This window comes from Herbaspirillum sp. GW822-FHT03A08 (assembly GCF_058801885.1).
This window is the reverse complement of sequence record NZ_JBXANR010000004.1, coordinates 97355-120150: the sequence shown is the minus strand read 5'-3', so window position 1 is coordinate 120150 and position 22796 is coordinate 97355. Positions and strand designations below refer to the sequence as shown.

General features: G+C 59.0%; 15 protein-coding genes and 1 tRNA gene. 3 read left to right on the top strand and 13 right to left on the bottom strand.

Translation table 11 applies throughout. The features are described from left to right. Nucleotides 1-42 precede the first annotated feature (42 nt). From AC1RN6_RS13700 to AC1RN6_RS13675, 6 genes are all read right to left on the bottom strand, one after another. Nucleotides 43-119 (bottom strand) — tRNA-Met (locus AC1RN6_RS13700). Between the two features lie 114 nt (nt 120-233). After that, complete coding sequence (gene miaA, locus AC1RN6_RS13695) at nt 234-1193, bottom strand: tRNA (adenosine(37)-N6)-dimethylallyltransferase MiaA (protein ID WP_493005995.1); 960 nt, start codon at nt 1191-1193, stop codon at nt 234-236. Between the two features lies 1 nt (nt 1194). After that, entirely contained in the window at nt 1195-3093 is a 1899-nt protein-coding gene (gene mutL, locus AC1RN6_RS13690; protein ID WP_493005994.1) for a DNA mismatch repair endonuclease MutL, read from the bottom strand. Between the two features lie 60 nt (nt 3094-3153). Next, complete coding sequence (locus AC1RN6_RS13685; RefSeq protein ID WP_493005993.1) at nt 3154-5286, bottom strand: methyl-accepting chemotaxis protein; 2133 nt, start codon at nt 5284-5286, stop codon at nt 3154-3156. Nucleotides 5287-5564: 278 nt separating this feature from the next. Continuing rightward, complete coding sequence (locus tag AC1RN6_RS13680) at nt 5565-8531, bottom strand: sensor domain-containing protein (protein ID WP_493006448.1); 2967 nt, start codon at nt 8529-8531, stop codon at nt 5565-5567. A 163-nt stretch (nt 8532-8694) separates the two neighbouring features. Beyond that, nucleotides 8695-10434, bottom strand: coding sequence for a methyl-accepting chemotaxis protein (locus tag AC1RN6_RS13675; protein ID WP_493005992.1), 1740 nt, complete (start codon nt 10432-10434; stop codon nt 8695-8697). 333 nt (nt 10435-10767) lie between these two features. Between AC1RN6_RS13675 and AC1RN6_RS13670 the strand changes: the two genes are divergently transcribed. Further along, nucleotides 10768-11415 (top strand): VTT domain-containing protein, encoded by a 648-nt coding sequence (locus tag AC1RN6_RS13670; protein WP_493005991.1) that lies wholly within the window; start codon nt 10768-10770, stop codon nt 11413-11415. 40 nt (nt 11416-11455) lie between these two features. Here the strand turns inward: AC1RN6_RS13670 and AC1RN6_RS13665 are convergent, their stop codons facing one another. From AC1RN6_RS13665 to tsaE, 3 genes are all read right to left on the bottom strand, one after another. Then, complete coding sequence (locus AC1RN6_RS13665; RefSeq protein ID WP_493005990.1) at nt 11456-13195, bottom strand: methyl-accepting chemotaxis protein; 1740 nt, start codon at nt 13193-13195, stop codon at nt 11456-11458. Between the two features lie 401 nt (nt 13196-13596). Then, entirely contained in the window at nt 13597-14946 is a 1350-nt protein-coding gene (locus AC1RN6_RS13660) for an N-acetylmuramoyl-L-alanine amidase (RefSeq protein ID WP_493005989.1), read from the bottom strand. Continuing rightward, nucleotides 14910-15395 (bottom strand): tRNA (adenosine(37)-N6)-threonylcarbamoyltransferase complex ATPase subunit type 1 TsaE, encoded by a 486-nt coding sequence (tsaE, locus tag AC1RN6_RS13655; protein ID WP_493005988.1) that lies wholly within the window; start codon nt 15393-15395, stop codon nt 14910-14912. The genes AC1RN6_RS13660 and tsaE overlap by 37 nt, the downstream gene beginning before the upstream one ends. A gap of 58 nt (nt 15396-15453) precedes the next feature. Between tsaE and queG the strand changes: the two genes are divergently transcribed. After that, the gene (gene queG, locus AC1RN6_RS13650) at nt 15454-16527 is read left to right on the top strand and encodes a tRNA epoxyqueuosine(34) reductase QueG (RefSeq protein ID WP_493005987.1); all 1074 of its coding nucleotides are present in this window, start codon (nt 15454-15456) and stop codon (nt 16525-16527) included. Nucleotides 16528-16622: 95 nt separating this feature from the next. Then, on the top strand, nt 16623-19052 hold the full coding sequence (locus tag AC1RN6_RS13645; RefSeq protein WP_493005986.1) for a penicillin acylase family protein: 2430 nt from the start codon (nt 16623-16625) through the stop codon (nt 19050-19052). A gap of 103 nt (nt 19053-19155) precedes the next feature. Here the strand turns inward: AC1RN6_RS13645 and AC1RN6_RS13640 are convergent, their stop codons facing one another. From AC1RN6_RS13640 to AC1RN6_RS13625, 4 genes are read right to left on the bottom strand one after another with little or no spacing between them, the layout of a single operon-like run. Next, on the bottom strand, nt 19156-20004 hold the full coding sequence (locus AC1RN6_RS13640) for a hypothetical protein (RefSeq protein ID WP_493005985.1): 849 nt from the start codon (nt 20002-20004) through the stop codon (nt 19156-19158). Nucleotides 20005-20028: 24 nt separating this feature from the next. Further along, nucleotides 20029-21213, bottom strand: coding sequence for a T6SS phospholipase effector Tle1-like catalytic domain-containing protein (locus AC1RN6_RS13635; protein WP_493005984.1), 1185 nt, complete (start codon nt 21211-21213; stop codon nt 20029-20031). Nucleotides 21214-21215: 2 nt separating this feature from the next. Then, on the bottom strand, nt 21216-21992 hold the full coding sequence (locus tag AC1RN6_RS13630; protein WP_493005983.1) for a DUF3304 domain-containing protein: 777 nt from the start codon (nt 21990-21992) through the stop codon (nt 21216-21218). Between the two features lie 2 nt (nt 21993-21994). Then, nucleotides 21995-22486, bottom strand: a complete 492-nt coding sequence (locus AC1RN6_RS13625) for a DUF3304 domain-containing protein (RefSeq protein WP_493005982.1) — start codon at nt 22484-22486, stop codon at nt 21995-21997. Between the last annotated feature and the right edge of the window lie 310 nt (nt 22487-22796).

The following is a 22796-nucleotide window of genomic DNA, read 5'->3' as shown; positions in this document are numbered from 1 at the left end:
AAAAGCCGCTGACCCTTTCGGATCAACGGCTTACAGTGTCTTTGGTGGTGATAGGTGGATTTGAACCACCGACCCCAGCATTATGAGTGCTGTGCTCTAACCAACTGAGCTATATCACCAAAAGCAAGCCCGCAATTATGCTAGGCGCTCACATGTCTGTCAAGAGAATTTAAGCCGTTTTTAAGCCACTAGTGAGCGTCTCTTGGGCGCATTTCTCGTAAAACCCGAAGACTTCAGCCCTCCAGCGCCTTCCGGACATGCTCCATCACCATCTGGGTGGCATCGGCCGCGTTGCAGTCGATCACCACCCGCCCCGGCGTGGAGCGCAGCCAGGTGATCTGGCGCTTGGCCAGTTGTCGGGTGGCAATGATGCCGCGTTCGCGCATTTCAGCGTAATCGTACTGGCCGTCGAGATATTCCCAGGCCTGGCGGTAGCCGACGCAGCGCATTGACGGCAATCCGAGGTGCAGGTCGCCGCGCGCGCGCAGGCGGCGGACTTCGTCCAGCAAACCGTTATTTTCCAGCATCAGGTCGAAGCGGCGCGCGATGCGTTCGTGCAGGACAGCGCGCTCGGAGGGTTCCAGCGCCAGCGGCAGCAGTGTGAAGGGCAGAGCTTCGGTTTCTTTCTGCGCCAGCAGCGCCGACATCGGCTTGCCGGTCAGTTCGATGATTTCCAGCGCGCGCTGGATGCGCTGGCTGTCGTTGGGTTTGAGGCGGGCGGCGGTTTCCGGATCGAGCGTGGCCAGGCGTGCGTGTTGCGCGGGCACGCCGTCGCGCGCGGCTTCTTCGTCGAGGCGTTCGCGCACGCCGGGATCGGCTTCCGGCAAATCGTCGAGTCCATCGCGCAAGGCTTTGAAATACAGCATGGTGCCGCCCACCAGCAACGGCAGCTTGCCGCGCGCGCGGATGTCTTGCGTCAGGCGCAGGGCGTCATTGCGGAACTGCATCGCCGAATACGATTCCGTCGGATCGAGGATGTCGATCAGATGATGCGGCACGCTGGCGAGTTCTTCAGCGTTCGGCTTGGCGGTGCCGATGTCCATGTCGCGATACACCAGCGCCGAGTCCACCGAGATGATTTCGCAGGGAATATGCCTGGCGATTTCCAGCGCCGCCGCGGTCTTGCCGGAGGCGGTGGGGCCCATGATGGCGACTGCCAGCGGCGCGGCAGTTACTTCGGATGCTGCCGCCATCTTATTGACCGCGCAGGAAGAGTTTGTCCAGATCGGACAAGGCCAGCTGGCTCCAGGTCGGGCGGCCGTGGTTGCATTGGTCGGCCCGTTCCGTAGCTTCCATCTGGCGCAGCAGCGCATTCATTTCCGGTACGGTCAGGCTGCGGTTGGCGCGCACGGCGGTGTGGCAGGCCAGTGTCCCGAGCAGTTCATTGCGGCGCTCCAGCAGCACGCGCGAGCCGCCGAATTCGCGCACGTCGCGCAGCACATCGCGCGCCAGCGTCTGGGCGTCAGCGTTCTTGAGCAGCGCAGGGACGGCGCGCACTGCCAGCGTGGTGGGCGACATCGCGGCGATGTCGAAGCCGAGCGCGCTCAAGGTCTCCTGATGTTCCTCCGCCGTACCGACTTCGACGGCGTCGGCGTAGAAAGTTACCGGAATCAGCAGCGGCTGCACGAACATGCTGTTGTCGTCGAGCGCGTTCTTCAACTGCTCGTAAAGGATGCGTTCATGCGCGGCGTGCATGTCGACCACGACCAGGCCCTTGCTGTTTTGCGCGAGCACATAGATGCCATGCAATTGCGCCAGCGCGAAACCGAGCGGGAAGTCGTCCGCCGGCAGGCTTTGCGTATTGGCGGAGATGGGCATGGTGAATGCGCCGGCTGTTGTTTCACTGCCCGCGGGGGAGGCCATGTCCAGATTGGTTTGCACGCCGGGGCGGAACATCGCGCCATAGTCGGCTGTGTTCTGTGCAACGCCAAAACCGCCGGTGGAGAAATTCGGGCGCAGCTGCGCGCCGAACTCTGCCTGATGCTGAGGCTGCTGATACGGTTGTTGGGCTTGATCGCGCATCCACGGCAGCGGGCCGTTGCCGGCTGCTTGCGGCGCCGGCGCATTGCCGAATGACGTTGCCGAGGTTGCAGCCAGCGCGCGGCTGACGGCGTGGAAGACGAATTGATGCACGCTGCGGCTGTCGCGGAAGCGCACTTCGATCTTGGACGGATGCACATTGACGTCGACCAGCGCCGGATCCAGATCCAGCGCCAGTGCGTAAGACGGGTAGCGGTCGCCGTGCAGCACGTCCTGATAGGCGGCGCGCACGGCATGCACCAGCAGCTTGTCGCGTACGAAACGGCCGTTGACGTAGAAATACTGGCCATCGGCACGTGCCTTGGAGGCGGTCGGTAAACCGATGAAACCGTGGATGCGCAAAGGGCCTGCGCTTTCGTCAACCGGCAGGCGCGCGTTGGCGAACTCATCGCCGAGAATGTGCGCGCTGCGTTTGGCAAACTCACCGATGTTCCAGTGATCGACGGTCTTGCCGTTGTGCGTCAGCGAGAAGGTGACGTCGGGACGCGCCAGTGCAATGCGGCGCACGACTTCGGCGCAGTGGCCGTATTCGGTTTGTTCCGACTTCAGAAACTTGCGGCGTGCAGGCGTATTGAAATACAGATCCTGCACGTCGATGGTGGTGCCGGGCGCGCCGGAAGCCGGGACGACGTTGCCTTCCTGCGAGCCGGTGATCTCCCACGCATGCGCCGCATCGGCGGTGCGCGTGGTCAGCGTCAGTTGTGCGACCGATGCAATCGACGCCAGTGCTTCGCCACGGAAACCGAGCGTGCCGACATTTTCCAGATCAGTCAGAGAGGCGATTTTGGACGTTGCATGACGCGCCAGCGCCAGCGGCATCTGCTCGGGCGGAATGCCGCGGCCGTTGTCGGTAATGGCGATGCGCTTGACGCCGCCTTGTTCCAGACGCACGGTGATTTGCGTCGCGCCGGCATCGAGCGCGTTCTCGAGCAATTCCTTGACGACGGCGGAGGGGCGTTCGATAACCTCGCCCGCAGCGATCTGCGAGATCAGCTGGTCGGGCAGGGCCTGGATGGGACGAAGAGGGCGGGTGGGGCGATCGGGTGCGTTCATCTTGCGATTATACCGCCAGCCGGGTCAGGGATTTCCTGTCCGGCCGGCGGCACGGCTATGTCAGAACTGTTCCCAGTCGCTGTCCTTGTCAGGCGATGGCAAAGCCTTCTTAGTTGCGGGCAGTTTGGTTGCCGCTGCGGCAGGTTTGATCGCAGCGGTCGGCTTGACGGTCATTGTGCGCAACGGTGCAGCCGCAGTCGTGAATGACATTGCATGCGTTTCGTCCAGCTTGAAGGTGCTGACCGATGCCGTCAGCTTGTGCGCCTGGTCTTGCAGCGACTGGGCGGCAGCGGCGGCTTCTTCCACCAGCGCGGCATTTTGCTGCGTGGTTTGTTCCATCTGCGTGATGGCGTGATTGACTTGCTCGATGCCGTCGCGCTGTTCCTGGCTGGCCGAGCTGATCTCACCGACGATGTCGGTCACGCGGCGTACGCTGGCGACGACTTCGGTCATGGTGGCGCCGGCCTGTTCGACCAGCTTGCTGCCGGCCTCAACCTTGTCGACGGAATCATCGATGAGGATCTTGATTTCCTTGGCGGCAGCGGCGGAGCGTTGCGCCAGGCTGCGCACTTCCGACGCGACCACGGCAAAGCCGCGGCCCTGTTCGCCGGCGCGGGCGGCTTCCACTGCTGCGTTCAGCGCCAGGATGTTGGTCTGGAAAGCGATGCCGTCAATCACGCTGATGATGTCGACAATTTTCTTCGACGAATCGTTGATCGAGCCCATGGTGTCGATCACCTGGCCGACCACTGCGCCGCCTTGCGAGGCGACTTCGGAGGCGGACTGCGCCAGCTGATTCGCCTGCTGCGCGTTGTCGGCATTTTGCTTGACGGTCGAGGTCAGTTCTTCCATCGCGGAAGCGGTTTCTTCCAGCGAGCCGGCCTGCTGTTCGGTGCGCGAAGACAGGTCGAGATTGCCGCTGGCGATTTCGGTCGACGCGGTGGTGATCTGCTCGGTGCCCTGGCGGACATCCGCAACTACGTGCGCCAGGCCATCGCTGATGCCGTTGACGGCGAGCATGAGCTGGCCGATTTCATCCTGCTGGTTGACGTGCAGACGCGCAGTGAGGTCGCCGCCGGCCAGCTTGTCGGCGGCTTCGCGGGCACGCGCCAGCGGACGGGTCACGACTTGCCTGATGACGATCACCAGCACGGCGCCCACCAGCAGCAAAAAAATTGCGCCGAACAGCATGAAACGGTTGCGCATAGCGGCGATTTCATTAGTCACTTCGGCAGCATAAGTTTCGCCGGCGATGACCCAGTTCCAGCTCGGGAACTGGCTGAAGGCGACGATCTTGTCTTCGCCTGCGTGGCCGGCGGTATCCGGGTTGTCCCACATATAGCGCATGACGCCTTCCTTCTGCGTCAGCATATCCTTGATGAACTCTTTGCCGTTGACGTCTTTCAGGCCGAGCAGATTCTTGCCCTCATCTTTCGGGCCGGCGATCAGCTTGCCGTAGTCATTGCCCGGCTTGGCATTGATCACATAGAAGTAACCGGTCTCGCCGACCTTGAGCGCCTTGATCTTGGTAGTCAGCGCTGCAATGTCGCCGGAGATATCGACGCCCACGTACAGCACGCCGATCAGTTGGCCGGCGGCGTCTTTGATCGGTGTGTATTTGGTGATGTATTGCTTGCCGAACAGCGTGGCGATGCCGCTATAGGATTTGTCGGCCAGCAGCGCTGCGTAGCCGGGATGCGTTCTGTCGAGCAGCGTGCCGACGGCGCGATCGCCGTTTTCCTTTTTCACGGAAGTCGAGACGCGTACGAAATCGTCGCCGGTCTTGGCGAAAATGGTCGCCGTGACGCCGGTCTGCGCGGTGAAGCGGTCAGGAATGGCAAAGTCCAGGTTGAGATCGGTGTTGCCGTTGCGCAGCACCGGCGTTGCCTTGTCGCCGATCTGGATGGTGCGGCTAGTGTCGAGCGAAAATGGTTCCGGGAAGGTTTTTGCAAACATGTTGGAGAAGCGCTCCACCTGGCTGTTCACCGAGCGGTCGAACATGTCGACCATGTTGACCACGCCGCGCGTCTCGCCGGCGATCTGGTTCATCGATCGATGCTCCAGCACGGTGGAGGTGGCATAGCTGATCAACAGCATGGCCGCGATGAACAATGCTCCCACCAGCGCGAGGGTGAGAGAGGTGAGCTTGGTGCCGACAGCCCAGCTCCGGTAATGGAAGGCAGAAGTTTGCATAGTGTGGTGTTCTTTTTGTTAGGCGCGAAGACGCCGGATACCGCGAGCAAACGTGTTCTGTGACGTTGTTGCAAAGAAATTGCAAACGTTTGCGCGTGCGCGGCAATGATGTGAAGCTTGGGTTTGAAGGGGAGCAAGTATAGCTAAAATCCCCCTCAAACTGGTTTCATTGAGCGAAATATTTCACGTAACTGGTTGTTTATGAACCACTTTTTCTGGTAATACCTTTAAAAGCGATGCAACAATGCTACGGAAAATTGTTTCCTTGATAAAACTTCTCAGAGAAAGTTGTCGATCTTGAAATTCTTCAGCCAATGCTCAAAAATCTCGGACAGCATCGGCCGTGAAAACAGGTAGCCCTGAGCAACGTCGCAGCCTTGCTGTTTGAGCAGTTGGTATTGCGCCTTGTCTTCCACGCCTTCGGCGACGACCGTCAGCTTGAGGCTTTCGCCGATGCGGATGACCGCATTGGTCAGCGCCAGCACGGTTTCGTCGCGGTTCATGTCGCGCACGAAGCTTTGATCCAGTTTCAGCTCGGACACCGGCAGATTGCGCAGATAACCGAGACTGGAATAGCCGGTGCCGAAGTCGTCCATCGCCAGCTTGACGCCCTGGGCATGGATTTCGTGAATGGTACGGGTGGTGCTCGGGTTGGTATCCATCATCACCGTCTCGGTGATTTCCAGTGTCAGGTCGCCGGGCGACAGCTCGTAGCGTTGCAGCAATCCGGAGATGAATTGCGGCAGGTCGAGATCATGGAAGTTGGTCGACGACAGGTTGACCGAGATCGACGGCACGTTGACGCCGCGCCGGCGCCAGTCGCTCAGTTGTGAACACGCCTCTTCCAGCGCCCACTTGCCCAGTTCGCCGATCAGCCCGCATTCTTCCGCAATCGGAATGAAACGCGCCGGCGAGACCTGGCCCAGTTGATCGTGATGCCAGCGCGCCAGCGCCTCCACACCGTGCAGCAGGCCGGTGCGGACATCGACCTGCGGCTGGTAGTGCAGCTCGAAATCGCCGCCGCGCAAGGCATCGCGCAAGGCGCCTTCCAGCGCCAGCCGTTCCTGCGCCTGGGTATTCATTTCATCGCTGAAGAAGCTGAAGCGGCCGCGATTCTTTTCCTTGGTCTGGTACATCGCCATGTCGGCGCGATGCAACAGGATCTCGATGGTGTCGCCATTGTCCGGAAACAGCGCGATGCCGATACTGGCCAGGGGCGTCAATGCCACGCCGGCGATATGGCAGGGCAGCGACAGGTTGGCCTGGATGCGTTTGACAACGTCGGTGACGCGGTTCAGATCGCATTGCGCCAGCACGATGACGAACTCGTCGCCGGACAGGCGGCCGACGATATCCGACTTGCGTGCCTCAATCTGCAAGCGCGCGGCGACCGTGCGCAGCAATTCGTCGCCGGCCTGGTGACCGAGTGAATCGTTGATCTGCTTGAAGCGGTCCAGATCGATGAACAGCACCGCCAGCGGAATCCTGGTGCGCGCCGCATTGGCGATGGCCTGATTGGCTTTCACCATGAGCAGGCTGCGATTGGGCAAGCCGGTCAGCGAATCGTAGAACGCCAGCTGATGGATGCGCGAACGGGTCTCTTCACGCTCCAGCGCCAGCGCGCATAAGTGCAGGCTGACGTCGACCAGGCGGTGGTGGAAGGCATCGGCTTTTCGTTTGCCGTGATAGTAGAAGGCCAGCGTGCCGATGACGCGGCCGTCGGCCGATTTGATTGGCGTCGACCAGCACGACTCCAGGCCCATCGGCAGCACCAGGTGTTTGAAATCGGCCCACAGCGGATCATTGGCGATGTCGACCACTTCCACCGGCTCGGCGCGGAAAGCGGCGGTGCCGCAAGAGCCGACGCAAGGGCCGATCGGTACGCCTTCGATCGCCTGGTTGTAGGCTTCCGGCAAACGCGGCCCGGCGATCGGATGCAGCAAGCCGTGCTCGTCGACGCGCAGCACCGACGCGATGATGTCGGGCGCGATGTGTTCCAGTTCCAGGCACACCATGGTTAGCACTTCCTGCAGGCTGGCCTCGCGCACCATGGCGTTGAGCGCCTTGTACTGCAGCACCTCGTGCATCTTGGTGTTGGTGATGTCGGTCAGGATGCAGACGGCGTTGATCAGTTTGCCGTCGCCGTCGAGGATGGGATTGACCACGGTCGACACCCACAGCGGATGTCCCTGTTTGTCGACCATCATCTCTTCACCGTGGAAACTGTTGCCTTGCGCAATGACGGCATAGCAGTCGTCGATCAGTTTCAGGATCGCAGTTTGTCCCTCGAACAATTCGCGCGGCCGCTTGCCGATGACTTCGTCGGCGGCGAAGCCGAGCATGCGGCTGAACCCGGTATTGTGAAAAACGATGTAGTTGGTGTCGTTGGTGATGAAGACCGCGTTGTCGGTTTCGTTGATGCCCAGCGACAGCAGATGCTGATATTCGCGATCACGCTGCTCGCGCACCATGCGATAGGACACGTCGGAGCCGATGCTGATGATCTTGATCGGCAGGCCGTCGACGTCCAGCACCGGCGTATAAGTCGCTTCCCACCAGATCGGACGGCCGTCCCGAGAAATGCGCTTGAAGCGTCCCGAGAAGAAGCGTCCCTGATTGACGTCGCGCCAGAAGTTTTCGTATTCCTGGCTGGCGACATATTCCGGTTCGCACAAAAATCCGTGGTGCTTGCCGACAATTTCTTCGGGCAGATAGCCCATCGTCTTCAGGTAGTTGCTGTTGGCGCCAACGATGATGCCATCGGCGGAAAACTCGATCACCCCGAGCGAGCGGTTGAGGGCGCGCAGGACGCTGTGATTTTCCTGCGAGTCGTCGACGTGCGCGGTGATGTCGGCGGCAATGGAAACCACGTGCTGCAGTTTTCCCTCGGCGTCGAAGACGGGATTGCAGGTCGCTTCCAGCCACAGCCGCGAGCCGTCGCTGCGCATGCGCTGCAGCGTGCCGGCCACCACCTCGCCGGCATGCAGGCGGCGCCAGAATTCGGCGTATTCGGGGGATTTGGCGTACTCGGGATTGCACAGCATGCGGTGATGGTGGCCGACGATGTCGCCTCGCCGGTACGCCATCAGGGTCAGGAAGTTGTCGTTGGCGCTCAGGATGGTGCCGTCAGGCGCGAGTTCCAGAATCGCCATGGAGCGAGAAAACGCTGCCAGCAGCGCCTCTTTTTCCTCCAGAGAGGCACGGCATTCCTGGAGTTCCTGGCTGATGTGCTCGCCATCCATCATCATGGACTGTTCCCTCGCCTGTTCCCTTAGTTGCGGACTGCTTGTGTGACTGCATCGGTACGCGCAATTCCCCTGCACGGTAACGATGATATGCCGCTTTTAATTCTTGTGGCAGCCCGGTGCGACTACGTTACGACAATTAACGGCAATTTTTTTCTTTGCTTCAGAACTGTTCCCACTGATCGTCGCCATCCGCCTTCGGCGCGGCAATGGCCCGGCTGGCGACTTTGGCAGGGACGGCAGTTACATCGGCTTTCCTTGCGGCAATGACCGGCGGTCTGGATTCAGCAGCCACGGGCCTTGGCGCCATCGGCTTGCGTACCGGTGCAGACGCGGCTGCACTTCCCATGTCGGCGCTGGAAATCTTGAACACGCTTACGGCCTGGGTCAGGCGACCTGCCTGATCCTGTAAAGACTGTGCGGCAGCGGCGGCCTGTTCCACCAAGGCGGCGTTCTGTTGCGTGGTCTGATCCATCTGCGTGATGGCTTGATTCACTTGTTCGATGCCATCGCTTTGCTCCTGGCTGGCGGCGGTGATTTCGCCCATCACGTCAGTCACGCGTTTGACGCTGGCGACCACTTCATCCATGGTGACGCCGGCTTGCGCGACCAGCTTGCTGCCTTGCCCGACTTTTTCCACCGAATCGTCGATGAGGGTCTTGATCTCTTTGGCTGCCGCCGCCGAACGCTGCGCCAGGCTGCGCACTTCCGATGCGACCACGGCAAAACCGCGGCCCTGTTCTCCGGCACGCGCTGCTTCCACTGCGGCGTTCAGCGCCAGAATGTTGGTCTGGAAGGCGATGCCATCGATCACGCTGATGATATCGACAATTTTTTTGGACGATTCGTTGATCGATTCCATGGTGTTGACTACCTGGCCGACGACGCTGCCGCCTTCGACGGCGACCGTCGAGGCCGATGCCGCCAGTTGATTGGCCTGGCGCGCGTTGTCGGCATTTTGCTTGACGGTGGAGGTCAGCTCTTCCATGGCGGAGGCGGTTTCCTCCAGCGAGCTGGCTTGCTGTTCGGTGCGCGACGAGAGGTCGAGGTTGCCGGTTGCGATTTCACCGGAGGCGGTGGCGATGGTGTCGGTGCTGACGCGCACCTCTCCGACGATTTGCTGCAGACGGGCGTTCATGGTCTTGAGCGCGGTGAGCAGCTTGCCGGTTTCATCTTTGCTGCTGCTGTCGATGCGCGAAGTCAGATCGCCTGCAGCCACTGTCTCCGCCAGGTTGACGGCGCGATTGAGCGGCTGTGTGATGCTGCGTGTAGTGACGTAAGCAATGCCGCAAGCGAGCACGATGGCAATCGTGGTCAATACGATAATCAGATTGCGGGCGCTGGCGTATTCTTGTTCAACACTGACGGCGGCATCCTGCATCAGCTTATCCTGGTATTTGTTCAGCTCATTGAGTGACTTCAGGTATTTTTGCTGGAGGTCAAACGTGCCGCCGGTGAAGAGTTGCGTCAGTGCTTTTTCCTTGTCGCCGGCAGCGATGCTTTTGAGCACCTGATCGCTGGAGGCCGCATATTCCGCACGGGCGCGCTGTATTTCTGTGAACAGTGCACGGCCTTTTTCGGATTTGATGGTCTTGTCCAGCTTGTCCATGTCGGTAGCGACAGTTTTTATCGCCACGGGGATCAGATCATTTTGCAGCTTGATTTGTGCAGGATCCGTCATCAGCAGGAGATTGCGCGTGGCGCGGATGATCAGGTTTTCCTGGTTGATGATGTCGCTGGCGTAGATCGTTTTCGGATAGGTCTGGTTGACCACTACGGACATCTGCTGGTTCAAAATGGATAAACGGTTGCCGCCCACGAAACCAGTGACGATAAGCAGTGCCACGAGAATGGCGAAGCCGGCGCCCAGGCGGACGCCGATTTTCAGATTTGTGATGCGCATTTGAATCTCCCTTTTTATGTATATGCGCCTGTCACTTTTGCGGGGGTGTGAACAGTGGGCATATCAGACGTTATCGGAAAGAACACTCTTGTACTTGAGCATCGGATACAAATAAGTTTTATGGCATTTTTTTCACTTGAAACGTCGCGCTTTTCCCGTCATTCTCTTCCGTTGGCATTTGCTTTGATGCTGATGGCAAGGCGAAAGGGTGAGTAGTGTATGATTCCGGCGCAGCATGGAAGAGCAACTAAGGCAACTAAGCGTAATGAATAAGTCGGCAACAGTCGGTGATAGGGGCTTTCCCGCGTTGGCCGCGATCAATGAAATGAGTGTATGGATTACTTGCAGTTACTGGACGTGCTGTTGCACGTCGACAAGTCCCTCGGCATCCTGATAGAGCAATACGGCACGATGATTTATGTAGTGCTGTTTCTGATTATCTTTTGCGAAACCGGCCTTGTGGTCCTGCCGTTTCTGCCGGGCGATTCCCTGCTGTTCATTGCCGGCACTTTCTGCGCCACCGGCGCGATGAATATCTGGTTGCTGATGTTCCTGCTGGTGGTTGCCGCCGTCACCGGCAACACGCTCAACTATTGGATTGGCAGTGCGATCGGGCACAAGGTGTTTACCAACAAATACCGTTGGCTCAACCCCGAAGCGCTGGCCAAAACCCATTCCTTTTACGAAAAACACGGCGGCAAAACCATCATCCTGGCGCGCTTCACGCCCATCGTCCGAACCTTTGCGCCATTCATCGCCGGCGTTTCGGAAATGACTTTCATCAAATTCCAGTTCTTCAACATCATCGGCGCCTTGCTCTGGGTGGTCGGGCTGGTGGTGTTCGGCTACTTGTTCGGCAACCTGCCATGGGTGCGCCAGAATCTCAACACGCTGGTGCTGATCGGCATCGCCGCCGCCATCTTGCCGATCATCCTGGGCGGCTTGTGGCAGTTCTATCGCAAGTTCGGCCGACGCAAATAAGCCCGTTGCCGGGCTTCTCCTTGCCGCTTCTCCCGTTTTTTTAAAACTCTTCCCAGTGCGCATCTGCGTTGCCGGGTGTACTCGTCTTCCTGGCTTCCAGCTTCCTGGCCGGTGTCATGCTCACTGATGGCGGCCGCGGCGTGATGTTGCGTGCAGGGCGCGCCGAGTGTCCCGCATGTGCCGCAGCAGGCGGTTCGCCGATCGCCTCGCGTTCATCCAGCTTGAAGACGCCGACCACCTGCGCCAGATGGCTGGCCTGATCCTGCAATGACTGCGCCGCCGCAGCGGCCTGTTCAACCAGAGCAGCGTTTTGCTGCGTGGTCTCGTCCATCTGGGTGATGGCGTGATTGATCTGCTCGATACCGTCGCTTTGCTCCTGTCCTGCGGAAGTGATCTCGCCGACGATATCGGTGACGCGCCGCACGCTGGTGACCACTTCTTCCATCGTGTTGCCGGCTTGCTCGACCAGCTTGCTGCCGTTGCCGACCTTCTCGACGGAGTCGTTGATCAGGGCTTTGATTTCCTTGGCGGCGGAGGCGCTGCGTTGCGCCAGGTTGCGCACTTCCGAGGCCACCACGGCAAAGCCGCGTCCCTGCTCACCGGCGCGGGCGGCTTCCACTGCGGCGTTCAGCGCGAGGATATTGGTCTGAAAGGCAATGCCGTCGATCACGCTGATGATGTCGACAATCTTCTTCGATGATTCATTGATCGATTCCATGGTGTGGACGACTTTGCCTACCACGCTGCCGCCCTGCATGGCGACTTCGGATGCGGACACCGCCAGCTGGTTGGCCTGGCGCGCGTTGTCGGCGTTCTGGCGCACGGTGGAGGTGAGTTGCTCCATGGCGGAGGCGGTTTCTTCCAGCGAACCGGCTTGCTGCTCGGTGCGCGAAGAGAGGTCGAGATTGCCGCTGGCGATTTCCGTCGTTGCGGTGGCGATGGTGTCGGTGCCGCGCCGTACCTGGCGCACGATGCCTTGCAGGTTGTCGTTCATGGTCTTGAGCGCGCCCAGCAGTTGCGCGGTCTCGTCCTTGCCGCTGGTGTCGATATCCGACGTCAGGTCGCCGGCGGCAACCGTCCTGGCGACAGCGACGGCGCGATTGAGCGGCCTGGTGATGCTGCGCGTAATCGTGAAAGCAATGAAACCGGACATCGCCAGGCCGATCGCCGCCAGCGCCATCAGCATACGGCTGGCGTGCTGATAATTGCGGTCAACCTCTTCACCGGAGGCCTGCATCATCTCATGTTGTTGTTTGATTAATTTGTCGACCGCGCCCATGTACGCACTCTGCACCGGGCGCACATCGCTGATGAGCAGATCGATCGCGCCTTCCTTGGTGCCTTGGGCGACCAGCTTGAGTACCTGGTCGCGTTTTTCCAGATAGTTCTTTTGCGTGACCAGCAGATTGGCCAGCAACGTGCGGCTCTGGTCGTCGGTCAGGCGCTTGTCGAGCTCGGCCAGTTGATTCTGGATGGCTTTTTCGGCGCCGACGATGCGGTCGCTTTCGCTCTTGATTTGCTGGGCATCTTTCAGCAGCAGGATGTTGCGCACCGAGCGCGCGACCAGATTGATCTGATCAATGATGTCGCCCGCCATCACGGTCTTGGGATATTTGTCGTGAATGACGTCGTTCATCTGGCGGTTGAGTTGCGACAGCCGGTTGATTCCGACTACGGCCATGGCGACCATCAGCAGCGTCAGCAGGCCGAAGCCGAGCCAGAGGCGGCTGCTGATCGTAATGTTGGCAATCTTCACGTGTTTCTCCCATCTGCAAAACATGCAATGACAATGTTGCTGTTTAAAAAGAATCGGGCGGTACTGCCGGGCAATGCGGCTGCGACGTGATGAAAATTTTGAGCAAAAGGCGATGCTGCGAGCGCGTGGCTGCTCTTCCATCATTGTTCATGGAAGGGCAAGAAGCAAATAAATAGCGCTGTTGAAGCGTGATCAGGACTGCGTAATCAAGACCGGGTAAGCAGTGCTGCAACCATCATACGATTACCGCCCGGGTCAGCCATGCAGGGAAATGACGTGCTTATGCCGATCTGTTTGCGCTAAGTGCGCCAAACCGTTCCAGATCGATTGCGTGGAAGAAATATTTGAGTGCAAGGGCAGGCCCAAAACAAAACTCCCGATGGCGCAGCATCGGGAGTTCGGGAGCGTGTCGTCACTGACCGGGATCAGGTCAGCTTGTTCTTTGCCAGTGGCGGATTCTTGGAGAAGTACTTCTTGATGCCGGTCATGATGGCGTCGGCCATGTCATCCTGATAACTGTTGTCGGTAAGTTTGGCTTCTTCCTCCGGATTGGAGATGAAAGCCGTCTCGATCAGGATGCTCGGAATGTCCGGCGCCTTCAGCACCGCAAAGCCGGCTTGTTCGACTGCGCCCTTGTGGAGCTTGTTGATGCCGCCGATTTCCCTGAGCACGGCGTTGCCGATGCGCAGGCTGTCGTTGATCTGGGCGGTGGTCGACAAGTCCAGCAAGACGCTCGCCAATTGCTTGTCGTGGGTCTTGATGTTGACGCCGCCGATCATGTCCGCGGCGTTTTCCTTGTTGGCGAGCCAGCGCGCAGCGGTCGAGCTGGCGCCTTTTTCGGACAGGGCGAACACTGACGATCCGCGCGCGGTCGGTTGCACGAAAGCGTCGGCATGGATCGAGATGAACAGGTCGGCCTGCACCTTGCGCGCCTTTTGCACCCGCATGCCCAGCGGCACGAAGAAGTCGGCGTCGCGGGTGAGCATGACGCGCATGTTCGGCTGTTCTTCGATTTTTTTCTTGAGGCGCTTGGCGATCGACAGCACCACGTCTTTTTCGCGGTTGCCGCGGCTGCCGATGGCGCCGGGATCTTCGCCGCCATGGCCGGGGTCGAGCGCGATGGTGATCATGCGCGTGAGTTGCAGCTTGTCGTCCTGCGGCCTGGCCTTGGCGACCTGCGGCGGATCGTCATCCTGTGCTTGCATCTGTGGTGTGGGTTTGGCGTCCGGCTTGGCTTCTGCCAGCGGCGGCTTGATCTCGGTCTGCTGATCCTTGGGCCAGTTGCCCTTCTGGATCAGTGCGGCGATCGGATCGGGCGGGTTGGCAGGATACAGATCGATGACGAAGCGGTATTTGTACTCGCCGACCGGTTCCAGCGTGAACACCTGTGGCTTGATTTCGTCCTTGAGGTCGAACACCAGGCGCACCACGCTGGGGCGGTTCTGGCCGACGCGGACTTGCTTGATGTAGGGATCGTTGGGCTGGATCTTGGCGACCAGGTCTTTCAGCGTCGAATTCAGGTCGATACCTTCGATATCGACCACCAGGCGTTCCGGATTCTTGACGACGAAATGGGTGACCTTGAGGTTGCTGTCATTCTCCAGCGTGACACGGGTATAGTCGTCGGACGGCCATACGCGCACCGCCAGAATTTGCGATGCCAGCGCCGGCATGGGAGTCAATACAGAGACGAGGAGCGTGCCGCCTGCCTTCAGGATGGTGCGGCGAGTCTTGGATTTCAGAGATTTGGTGCGAATTTCAGTCGAGCGAGGCATTGATGACCCTTGTCAGACAACGCTCGTAATTCTACATCACGTCCGTGTCCTGCAACCGTTAGCGAGATATTGATGTCGGGGGCGGGCAACACTGGCTCGCCTTTTTCCGGCCATTCGATGATGCAGATGCTGTTTTCGTTGAAATGTTCACGAAAACCCGCCTCCAGGAACTCTTCCGGACTGGCCATGCGGTAGAGGTCGAAGTGGATAACGGTTACCATGCGGTCTGCGAGCTTGACCGGATAGGGCTCGGCCAGCGTGTAAGTCGGACTTTTGACCCGGCCTTCGTAGCCGGCGGCATGCAGCAGCGCGCGTGTGAGGGCGGTCTTGCCGGCGCCGAGGTCGCCATGCAGGTAGATCGCCATGCCCGGCTCCAGCACATGCGCCAGTGCGGCGCCCAGCGCGGCGGTGCCGGCTTCGTCCTGCAAATGGGTGTGATAAGGCGACATAGGTAGCTGAGAAGGCTGTAAGAATTCTTGTTTGAAACGATGTAACGACTGTGATGCGATGACCGATTTAGTAGCACTTGCCGACACCATCAAAGCCTGGGGCCGCGAACTCGGGTTCGCCGACCTGCGCATTGCCGACGTCGATTTGTCGCATCGGGAAGCCGGTTTTCAGGCGTGGCTCGACAAGGGCTACCACGGCGAGATGGATTATATGGCAAGCCACGGCATGAAGCGCGCCCGTCCTGCGGAATTGGTGCCGGGCACGGTGCGCGTGATCACCGCGCGCATGCCTTATCTGCCACGCGCGACCGCATCGGACTGGAGAGAACACGAGGAAGCGCGCGGCGCCGACGGCAGCGCTGCCGTGGTCTCGCTGTACGCCCGCGGCCGCGATTATCACAAGGTGTTGCGTGCACGCCTGCAGCAACTCGCCGGCCGCATCGAAAACGAAATCGGCAGCTTCGGCTACCGCGTCTTCACCGACTCTGCACCCGTGATGGAAGTCGCGCTGGCGGAAAAATCCGGCCTCGGCTGGCGCGGCAAGCACACCTTGCTGCTCAACCGCGAAGCCGGATCCATGTTTTTTCTCGGCGAATTGTTCACCGACCTCGCATTGCCGGTCGATGATCCGGTGACGCCGCATTGCGGCCAGTGCAGCAGCTGCATCGACGTCTGCCCGACCCAGGCCATCGTCGCGCCTTACGAGCTTGATGCGCGCCGTTGCATTTCCTACCTCACCATCGAACTCAAGGGCAGCATCCCGGTGGAGCTGCGCAGCCTGATCGGAAATCGCGTCTACGGCTGCGACGACTGCCAGCTGTACTGCCCGTGGAACAAATTTGCACAGACCTCGACCTTGCCCGACTTCGATGCGCGCCACGGCCTCGGCAGCGCCTCGCTGATCGAGCTGCTGAACTGGAGCGAAGACGACTTCAACCGCAACACCGAGGGCAGCGCCATCCGCCGTATCGGGCACGAGCGCTGGCTGCGCAATATGGCGGTCGGACTCGGCAATGCCGCGCGCACGCACAAGGGCGATCCGCAGATCGTGAGCGCCCTGCAGGCGCGTTTGTCGCATCCCTCCGAACTGGTGCGCGAACATGTCGAATGGGCGTTGAAGCAGCACGCATGACACGGTTCGCGGGTCAACTTTATCGGCCAATTTCACCAACTTGCGGAGTGCGAGTAAAGTGATGTCTCCACAAAAAATATAGATGGAGACAATAGATGTCAAAACTGAAACCACTTTCGCGTGCCTTGCTGCTGACCGGTTGCGCCGCGATGTCGCTGGCGCACGCCGCGGCCAACGATGCTGCGACGGAAACTCTGCGCATTCCCGGGCTGTACAAGAAAGCTGAAATCCTCATCGACAAATGGGGCGTGCCGCACATCTATGCCGCCAGCCAGACCGATGCCTTCTTCGTGCAAGGCTTCAACGCCGCGCGCGATCGCCTGTTCCAGATCGACCTGTGGCGCCGCCGCGGCCTCGGCCAATTGTCCGAAGTGTTCGGTCCCGCCTATGTGGCGCAAGACCGGGCCACGCGGCTGTTTCTGTATCGGGGCGATATGCAGCGCGAGTGGGACTCTTACGGCCAGCAATCGCAGCGCGTGGCGACTGCCTTCGTCGCCGGTATCAACGCCTACGTCGATTTCGTGACCGCCCATTCGGAGCGTCTGCCCTATGAATTCAAACAACTCGCTTATCTGCCGGCCAGATGGCGCCCGGAAGACGTGGTGCGCATTCGCAGCCACGGCCTGACGCGCAATCTCACCAGCGAAGTGGCGCGCGCCAATGTCGCCTGCAAGGCCGATCTCAAGTCCGATGAAATCCGCTTCGGCCTGACGCCGAAATGGGAAGCGACGATGCCGGAAGGTCTCGATCCCTGCCTGCCCAAGGATTTGCTCAAGGTATTCCAGCTCGCCACACAAGAGGTCAGGATTACCAAAGATAGCCTGAACGCTCGCGCCGATGACCAGGGCGATAGCATCCGTATTGCTGCCTCCGAAAATCTCGAAGAAACCATGGAAGGCAGCAACAACTGGGTCGTCTCGCCGTCGAAGTCCGCCACCGGCCGCGCCATCATGGCCAACGATCCGCATCGCGCCTACTCAGCACCGTCGCTGCGCTACATCACGCACCTCAGCGCGCCGGGCATGAACGTGATCGGCGCCGGCGAACCTGCTTTGCCGGGCATCTCCATCGGCCACAACGGCACGATTGCTTTCGGCCTCACGATCTTCAACATCGACCAGGAAGACCTCTACGTCTACGAGCTCAATCCCGACAACCCGAACGAGTACAAGTACCAGGGCAAGTGGGAACCCTTCACGGTGTTGCACGAGCAGATTGAGGTCAAGGGCGGTGCACCGGTTACTGCCGATCTGACCTTTACGCGTCACGGTCCGGTGATCTTCGTCGAGAAGGAAAAGAACCGCGCCTTTGCCGTGCGCTCGGGCTGGCTGGAACCGGGTATGTCGCCGTATTTCGGCAGCATCGATTACATGCGCGCAAAGAATTTCAAATCCTTCAAACACGCCATGCTCAACTGGGGCGCGCCGACTGAAAATCAAGTTTATGCCGACGTCAAAGGCAACATCGGCTGGGTGCCGGGCGGCCTTGCGCCCAAGCGTCCCAACTGGGACGGCCTGATGCCGGTGCCAGGCGACGGCCGTTACGAGTGGAACGGATTCTGGAGCGGCGATCAGCTGCCGTCGACCTACAATCCGAAGAAGGGCTGGTTCGCTTCCGCCAACCAGATGAACTTGCCGGACGACTATCCGTATCAGGAGCGCAAGCTCGGTTTCGAATGGACCAACAATTCGCGCTTCACGCGCATCAGCGAAGTGCTGGCGTCCATGCAGAAGGTGTCGCTGAAGGACTCCATGCGTTTGCAGAACGACGACCTGTCGATTCCGGCGCGCCGTCTGGTAACGCTGCTCAAACCGCTGACCTCGTCCGATGCGCAGACGCAGGCGGCGCTCAATGTCTTCAACGGCTGGGACTATGTCGAACGCGTCGATTCGCCGCAAGCCGCCTTGTATGAAGTCTGGCTCACGCGCCATCTCGGCAAGGCCTTCAAGGATGCGGTCTTAAGCAAGGAGGCTGCCGCCGCCATGGGCGCACCGGATGTCGCCGTGGTACTCGACACGCTGGAGCAGCCGCAGACACGCCTGGGCGGCAACGCCGTCGATGCCGGGAAGAAGCGCGACGACATCATGCTCACCAGCCTCAGCGGCGCGTATGCCGAGATGGTCAAATTGCAAGGCGACGACGCCGGCAAATGGCAATGGGGCAAGCTGCATCACAACCTGATGGAGCATCCTCTGGCAGGTGTGGTGGACGACGCAACACGCGCCAAACTCAATGTCGGTCCTTTGCCGAAACATGGCGGCGCCTATTCGCCGAACCAGTCGACTTATCGTCCGAGCGATTTCCGCCAGACCAACGGCCCGTCGTTCCGCGTGGTGGTCGACGTCGGCAACTGGGACAAATCGATGGCCGTCAATTCACCAGGGCAATCGGGTGATCCGGACAGTCCGCACTATCGTGACCTGGCCGACAAGTGGCTCAACGGTGAATACTTCCCGCTGCTGTATTCGCGCAAGGCGGTGGAGAAAGCGACGACGCAAAGGATCGTGTTGGAGCCGAGCAGGTGAGGCGTGTGAAGTAACTTGGCTGGCAAACTGTGAGCAGTCGTTCCTGCTATCGCTGGAACGACTGCTCGTGAAGCGTCGGCTGGATTACGTATCGTAGATATATCTACGGTAAAAACACAAAGCGAGACGACAAATACCCGCCGCCTTCACGCAAAGTCTCGGTCTGTGTGGCGACGAGAATGCTGCACAATGCGTTCGCATCGCTGTCCTTTTGTACGGGGAAAATTGGCTGGCCGTGAGCATCTTGCGTCAACAAGCTGGACTCTTCATCGGTAAAGGCAACCCGGCGCTGTAAAGATTCCATCTCTCCTGTACGACCATTAAAACGAGCGGTCTCTGCCTGCGTCGCCAACGCAGCCTTATCGTCCAGAATCTTTTGCAGTTCGCGATTGTTAGCCTTGGCCTTCTCAAAATTCTGCCAGGCCTGATAGTTGTAGCTATCTTCCCGCGACGGCGGCTTGGTCTGCCATGTGCGTAGTTTCTCAGCCTTCTCTTCTGCGCTGATGTAGCCACCCAGATAGAACCCCGCCAGCGAATCGTGCACCTGCTCTTCCAGCAAGGCGATGCCCTCGGCCTTGGACTGGCCCCGTTGTTCTTCGAATACCTGAAGCGCCAGCGCTTCCCTGTCGTCGGGTGCTTGGCGTATATCTGCGCGCAGTAACTGTTCGCGGTTGGCGATGTGACTGTGGCCCGGTGCAAAGAATTTGATTTCATCGCCGTTGGCTCGGTACCTCCTTGGAGGGCCGCCCTTGGCGCGCTCGTGCAGCAATTCCATGTCACCCTTGAACAGATCGTCGTAGCTGATAATGTCTTGCTGCTCTTGGGGAGTGGCACGCTGGCAGGCCGGCAGTTGCGCCATGCGGCCTAACCAGTGATAGCGAAAACGGTAATACATTCGCATGTGTTCGCGTACCTGTCCTTCATACGTTCCGGCGAAATCTCCGGCAGCCATGTAGGCGTTCCAGTTGGCTGCCAGCTAAGGACTAAGGGCGTAGTCGTTTTGCAGACGTGCATCCATCTGGCGATAGGTCACCAAGGGGACGCCTGCCAGGCGCGCAATTTTATGCATATGCAGCAGCGGCACCTGCGACACCATCTGCCCCATCGTCATGCCACGACCTTGCTCCTTGGGGGAATAACCACCGCCTACATCCGAGTGCACGCCGGGATACAGTACTTCCTGCACGTTGTTGCCCTGTACCCGTGTGACGGGAAAGTTCATGCGCTGTTCGTGCGCGGCAATGTAGTGCACCGTCTGTTTGACCAGCGATGGAAGTGGCGTCAAAGTCTCTGCCGCCCAGCTGAAGTGGCCGTCGATGAAACGGAACGGCGTGGTTTGCGCCGCCGAATGCGGCAGGCCGACCGAGGCGACCGAGTCGAACAGGCCGAGGAAGTTGATCTCGATGGGCATGCCAGCGAGCGTGGATTTCTCTTCCAGTGCGGCGTGCAGCCAGTAGCAGAAACTGCGCGCTTCAATCGCCCCGCGTGAAAAACCAAATACGGCCACGCGAATCAGGGGAATGCGCGGCTGGAGGATGATGTCACGCCGGGCTTTTAGCTTGTCATTCAACTCATCGCGTAGTTCTGTGAACCACCGCTTGCGGCGCTCATGTTCGGGGTATTCCTTGTCGTAGTTATTCTCGACGTCGCGGACGTAGCTTTTTAGTTTGGCGGTGAGTTCAGGCGTTTCATATAAATATCGATTGTCGTTGAAAGCGCGATACACTGCGTTATAGACCTGCAAAATTCCATACAGAATTCGAGCCTGCCCACCTTTCCCCATCGCCTTACCTTCCTGCGTTTCTTTCCACTCCTGATTTTCCGGGAAGCGGGTGCCGACACCGGGGATATAAAAGCGATAGCAATCGGGCTCTTCTAACGTCCCTTTTTCATCACTAGCTTTGTGTGCATTGAACAGCTTGACGACATTGGTATGTGCCTGCTTTGGTTCATCCCGATACTTGTTGTTACTGGTGCCGTCGAAGAACAGGCCAATTCTGACCATCGACTGGCAGGAGGGCATCTTCTGACCGTTGGGTTTGTAGACGGGTGGTTCTCTGAGCAGATCGGCCAAGGCCCGCTCTTGCTGCTCCGTGGTCATCATTTCTTGTACAGCGTCACTCTCTATCGTCGGCGGAGCCGAATGAATTGGTGTGCTCATGATCATTGCCCCTCCGGTGGTGGGACTGTGGCGTCACGAGGGATAGGATGAATCGAACTTGTAGGGCCTGAATTCGCAGAAATAACCCTGACTTGATCGCCCTGGAAGAAATGCACATAAATATCTCCGACCTTCTCGTACCGCATGATATTGGTCGTCTTTTCATGCCAGCTATCCACGCCTTTGATCGGACGGTTCCAGCGCACCTTGACTTTCATCCCCGGAAACCAGGTCTTGGGTAAAGCGTAACCTGCTGCGATGATGCCGCCGCAGCTGGCGCCGCCCGCCATCCGGCCGCCTACAGGGCCGCTATGGACAGGCTCTTCGATGGCAAAAGAATGGATATAACCCGTTCCATGCGTGACGCAGGAGATCGATACGTATTCTTCTGGGATATACACATAGGGTTCCGCTTCTTTCTTCTCCGCGGCAACCGGCACGGTGGCATTGCAGGCAGTTAAAGCAGTGATACTCAATGCCAGCACTACTTTTTTGATCATTATTTTTACCTCATTAAATTGAAAAGAGCTTTGAGGCTTGACGATGTTGGTATGTGACTGGCTGGGCTCATCCCGATACTTGTTGTTACTGGTGCCGTCGAAGAACAGACCAATTCTGACCATCGACTGGCAGGAAGGCATCCTCTGACCGTTGGGTTTGTAGACGGGTGGCTCTCTGAGCAGATCGGCCAAGGCGCGCTCTTGCTGCTCTGTCGTCATCATTTCTTGCGCAGCGTTGTTCTCTATCGTCGTCGGAGCTGAATAAATTGGTGTGTACATGATTATTGCTCCTCCGGTGGCGGGACCGTGGCATTGGCTGGTATAGGATGCTTTAGGCTTTCTGGATAAGGGAGTGCGGATACTACGCGCACTTGGTCCCCCGGGAAAAAGTGAACATAGATCGTCCCCACCTCGTCATACCGCATGATATTGGTCGTCTTTTCTACCCATTCCCGCCCATTGGGCTTCCAGCGCACCTTGACTTTCATTCCCGGAAACCAGGTCTTGGGCAGGGCATAGCCGGCGGCGATGATGCCGCCGCAGCTGGCACCACCCGCCATCCGGCCGCCTACAGGGCCGCTATGGACAGGCTCTTCGATGGCAAAAGAATGGATGTAACCCGTTCCATGCGTGACGCAGGAGATCGATACGTATTCTTCGGGGATATACACATATGGCTTCGTTTCTTGCGTTGTTTCTGCGACCGGAGCAGTGCCATTGCATGCGGATAGCGCAGCGATACTTGCCAGCAGCAGTAGTCTTCTAATCGTCATGTTGTTTTCCTGAGGAAGTCGATGAGGCGAAATACAGCCTGCTAATGTCTTCGAAGGTATGACGGCTGTAAATATGCGCGGGCCTACAGGTTCAGGAAAAGCGTGAAAAGTCGTTAAATATGGAGAGAAGTCTTATCGTCCATGGGATTGATGTTAAGAAGAAATGAAGGCAGGAACTTGCGCTTCCAAGGGAAGGTAAGTTGCTTATAAAACGTAGGTCAGTCTGAAATGTGTTCCGCTAGTACGGGGGAGTGCGGCGACGAAATTGAATACGTCGCTGGGTTCCAGCTTTTGCAGGAACGACAGTGTT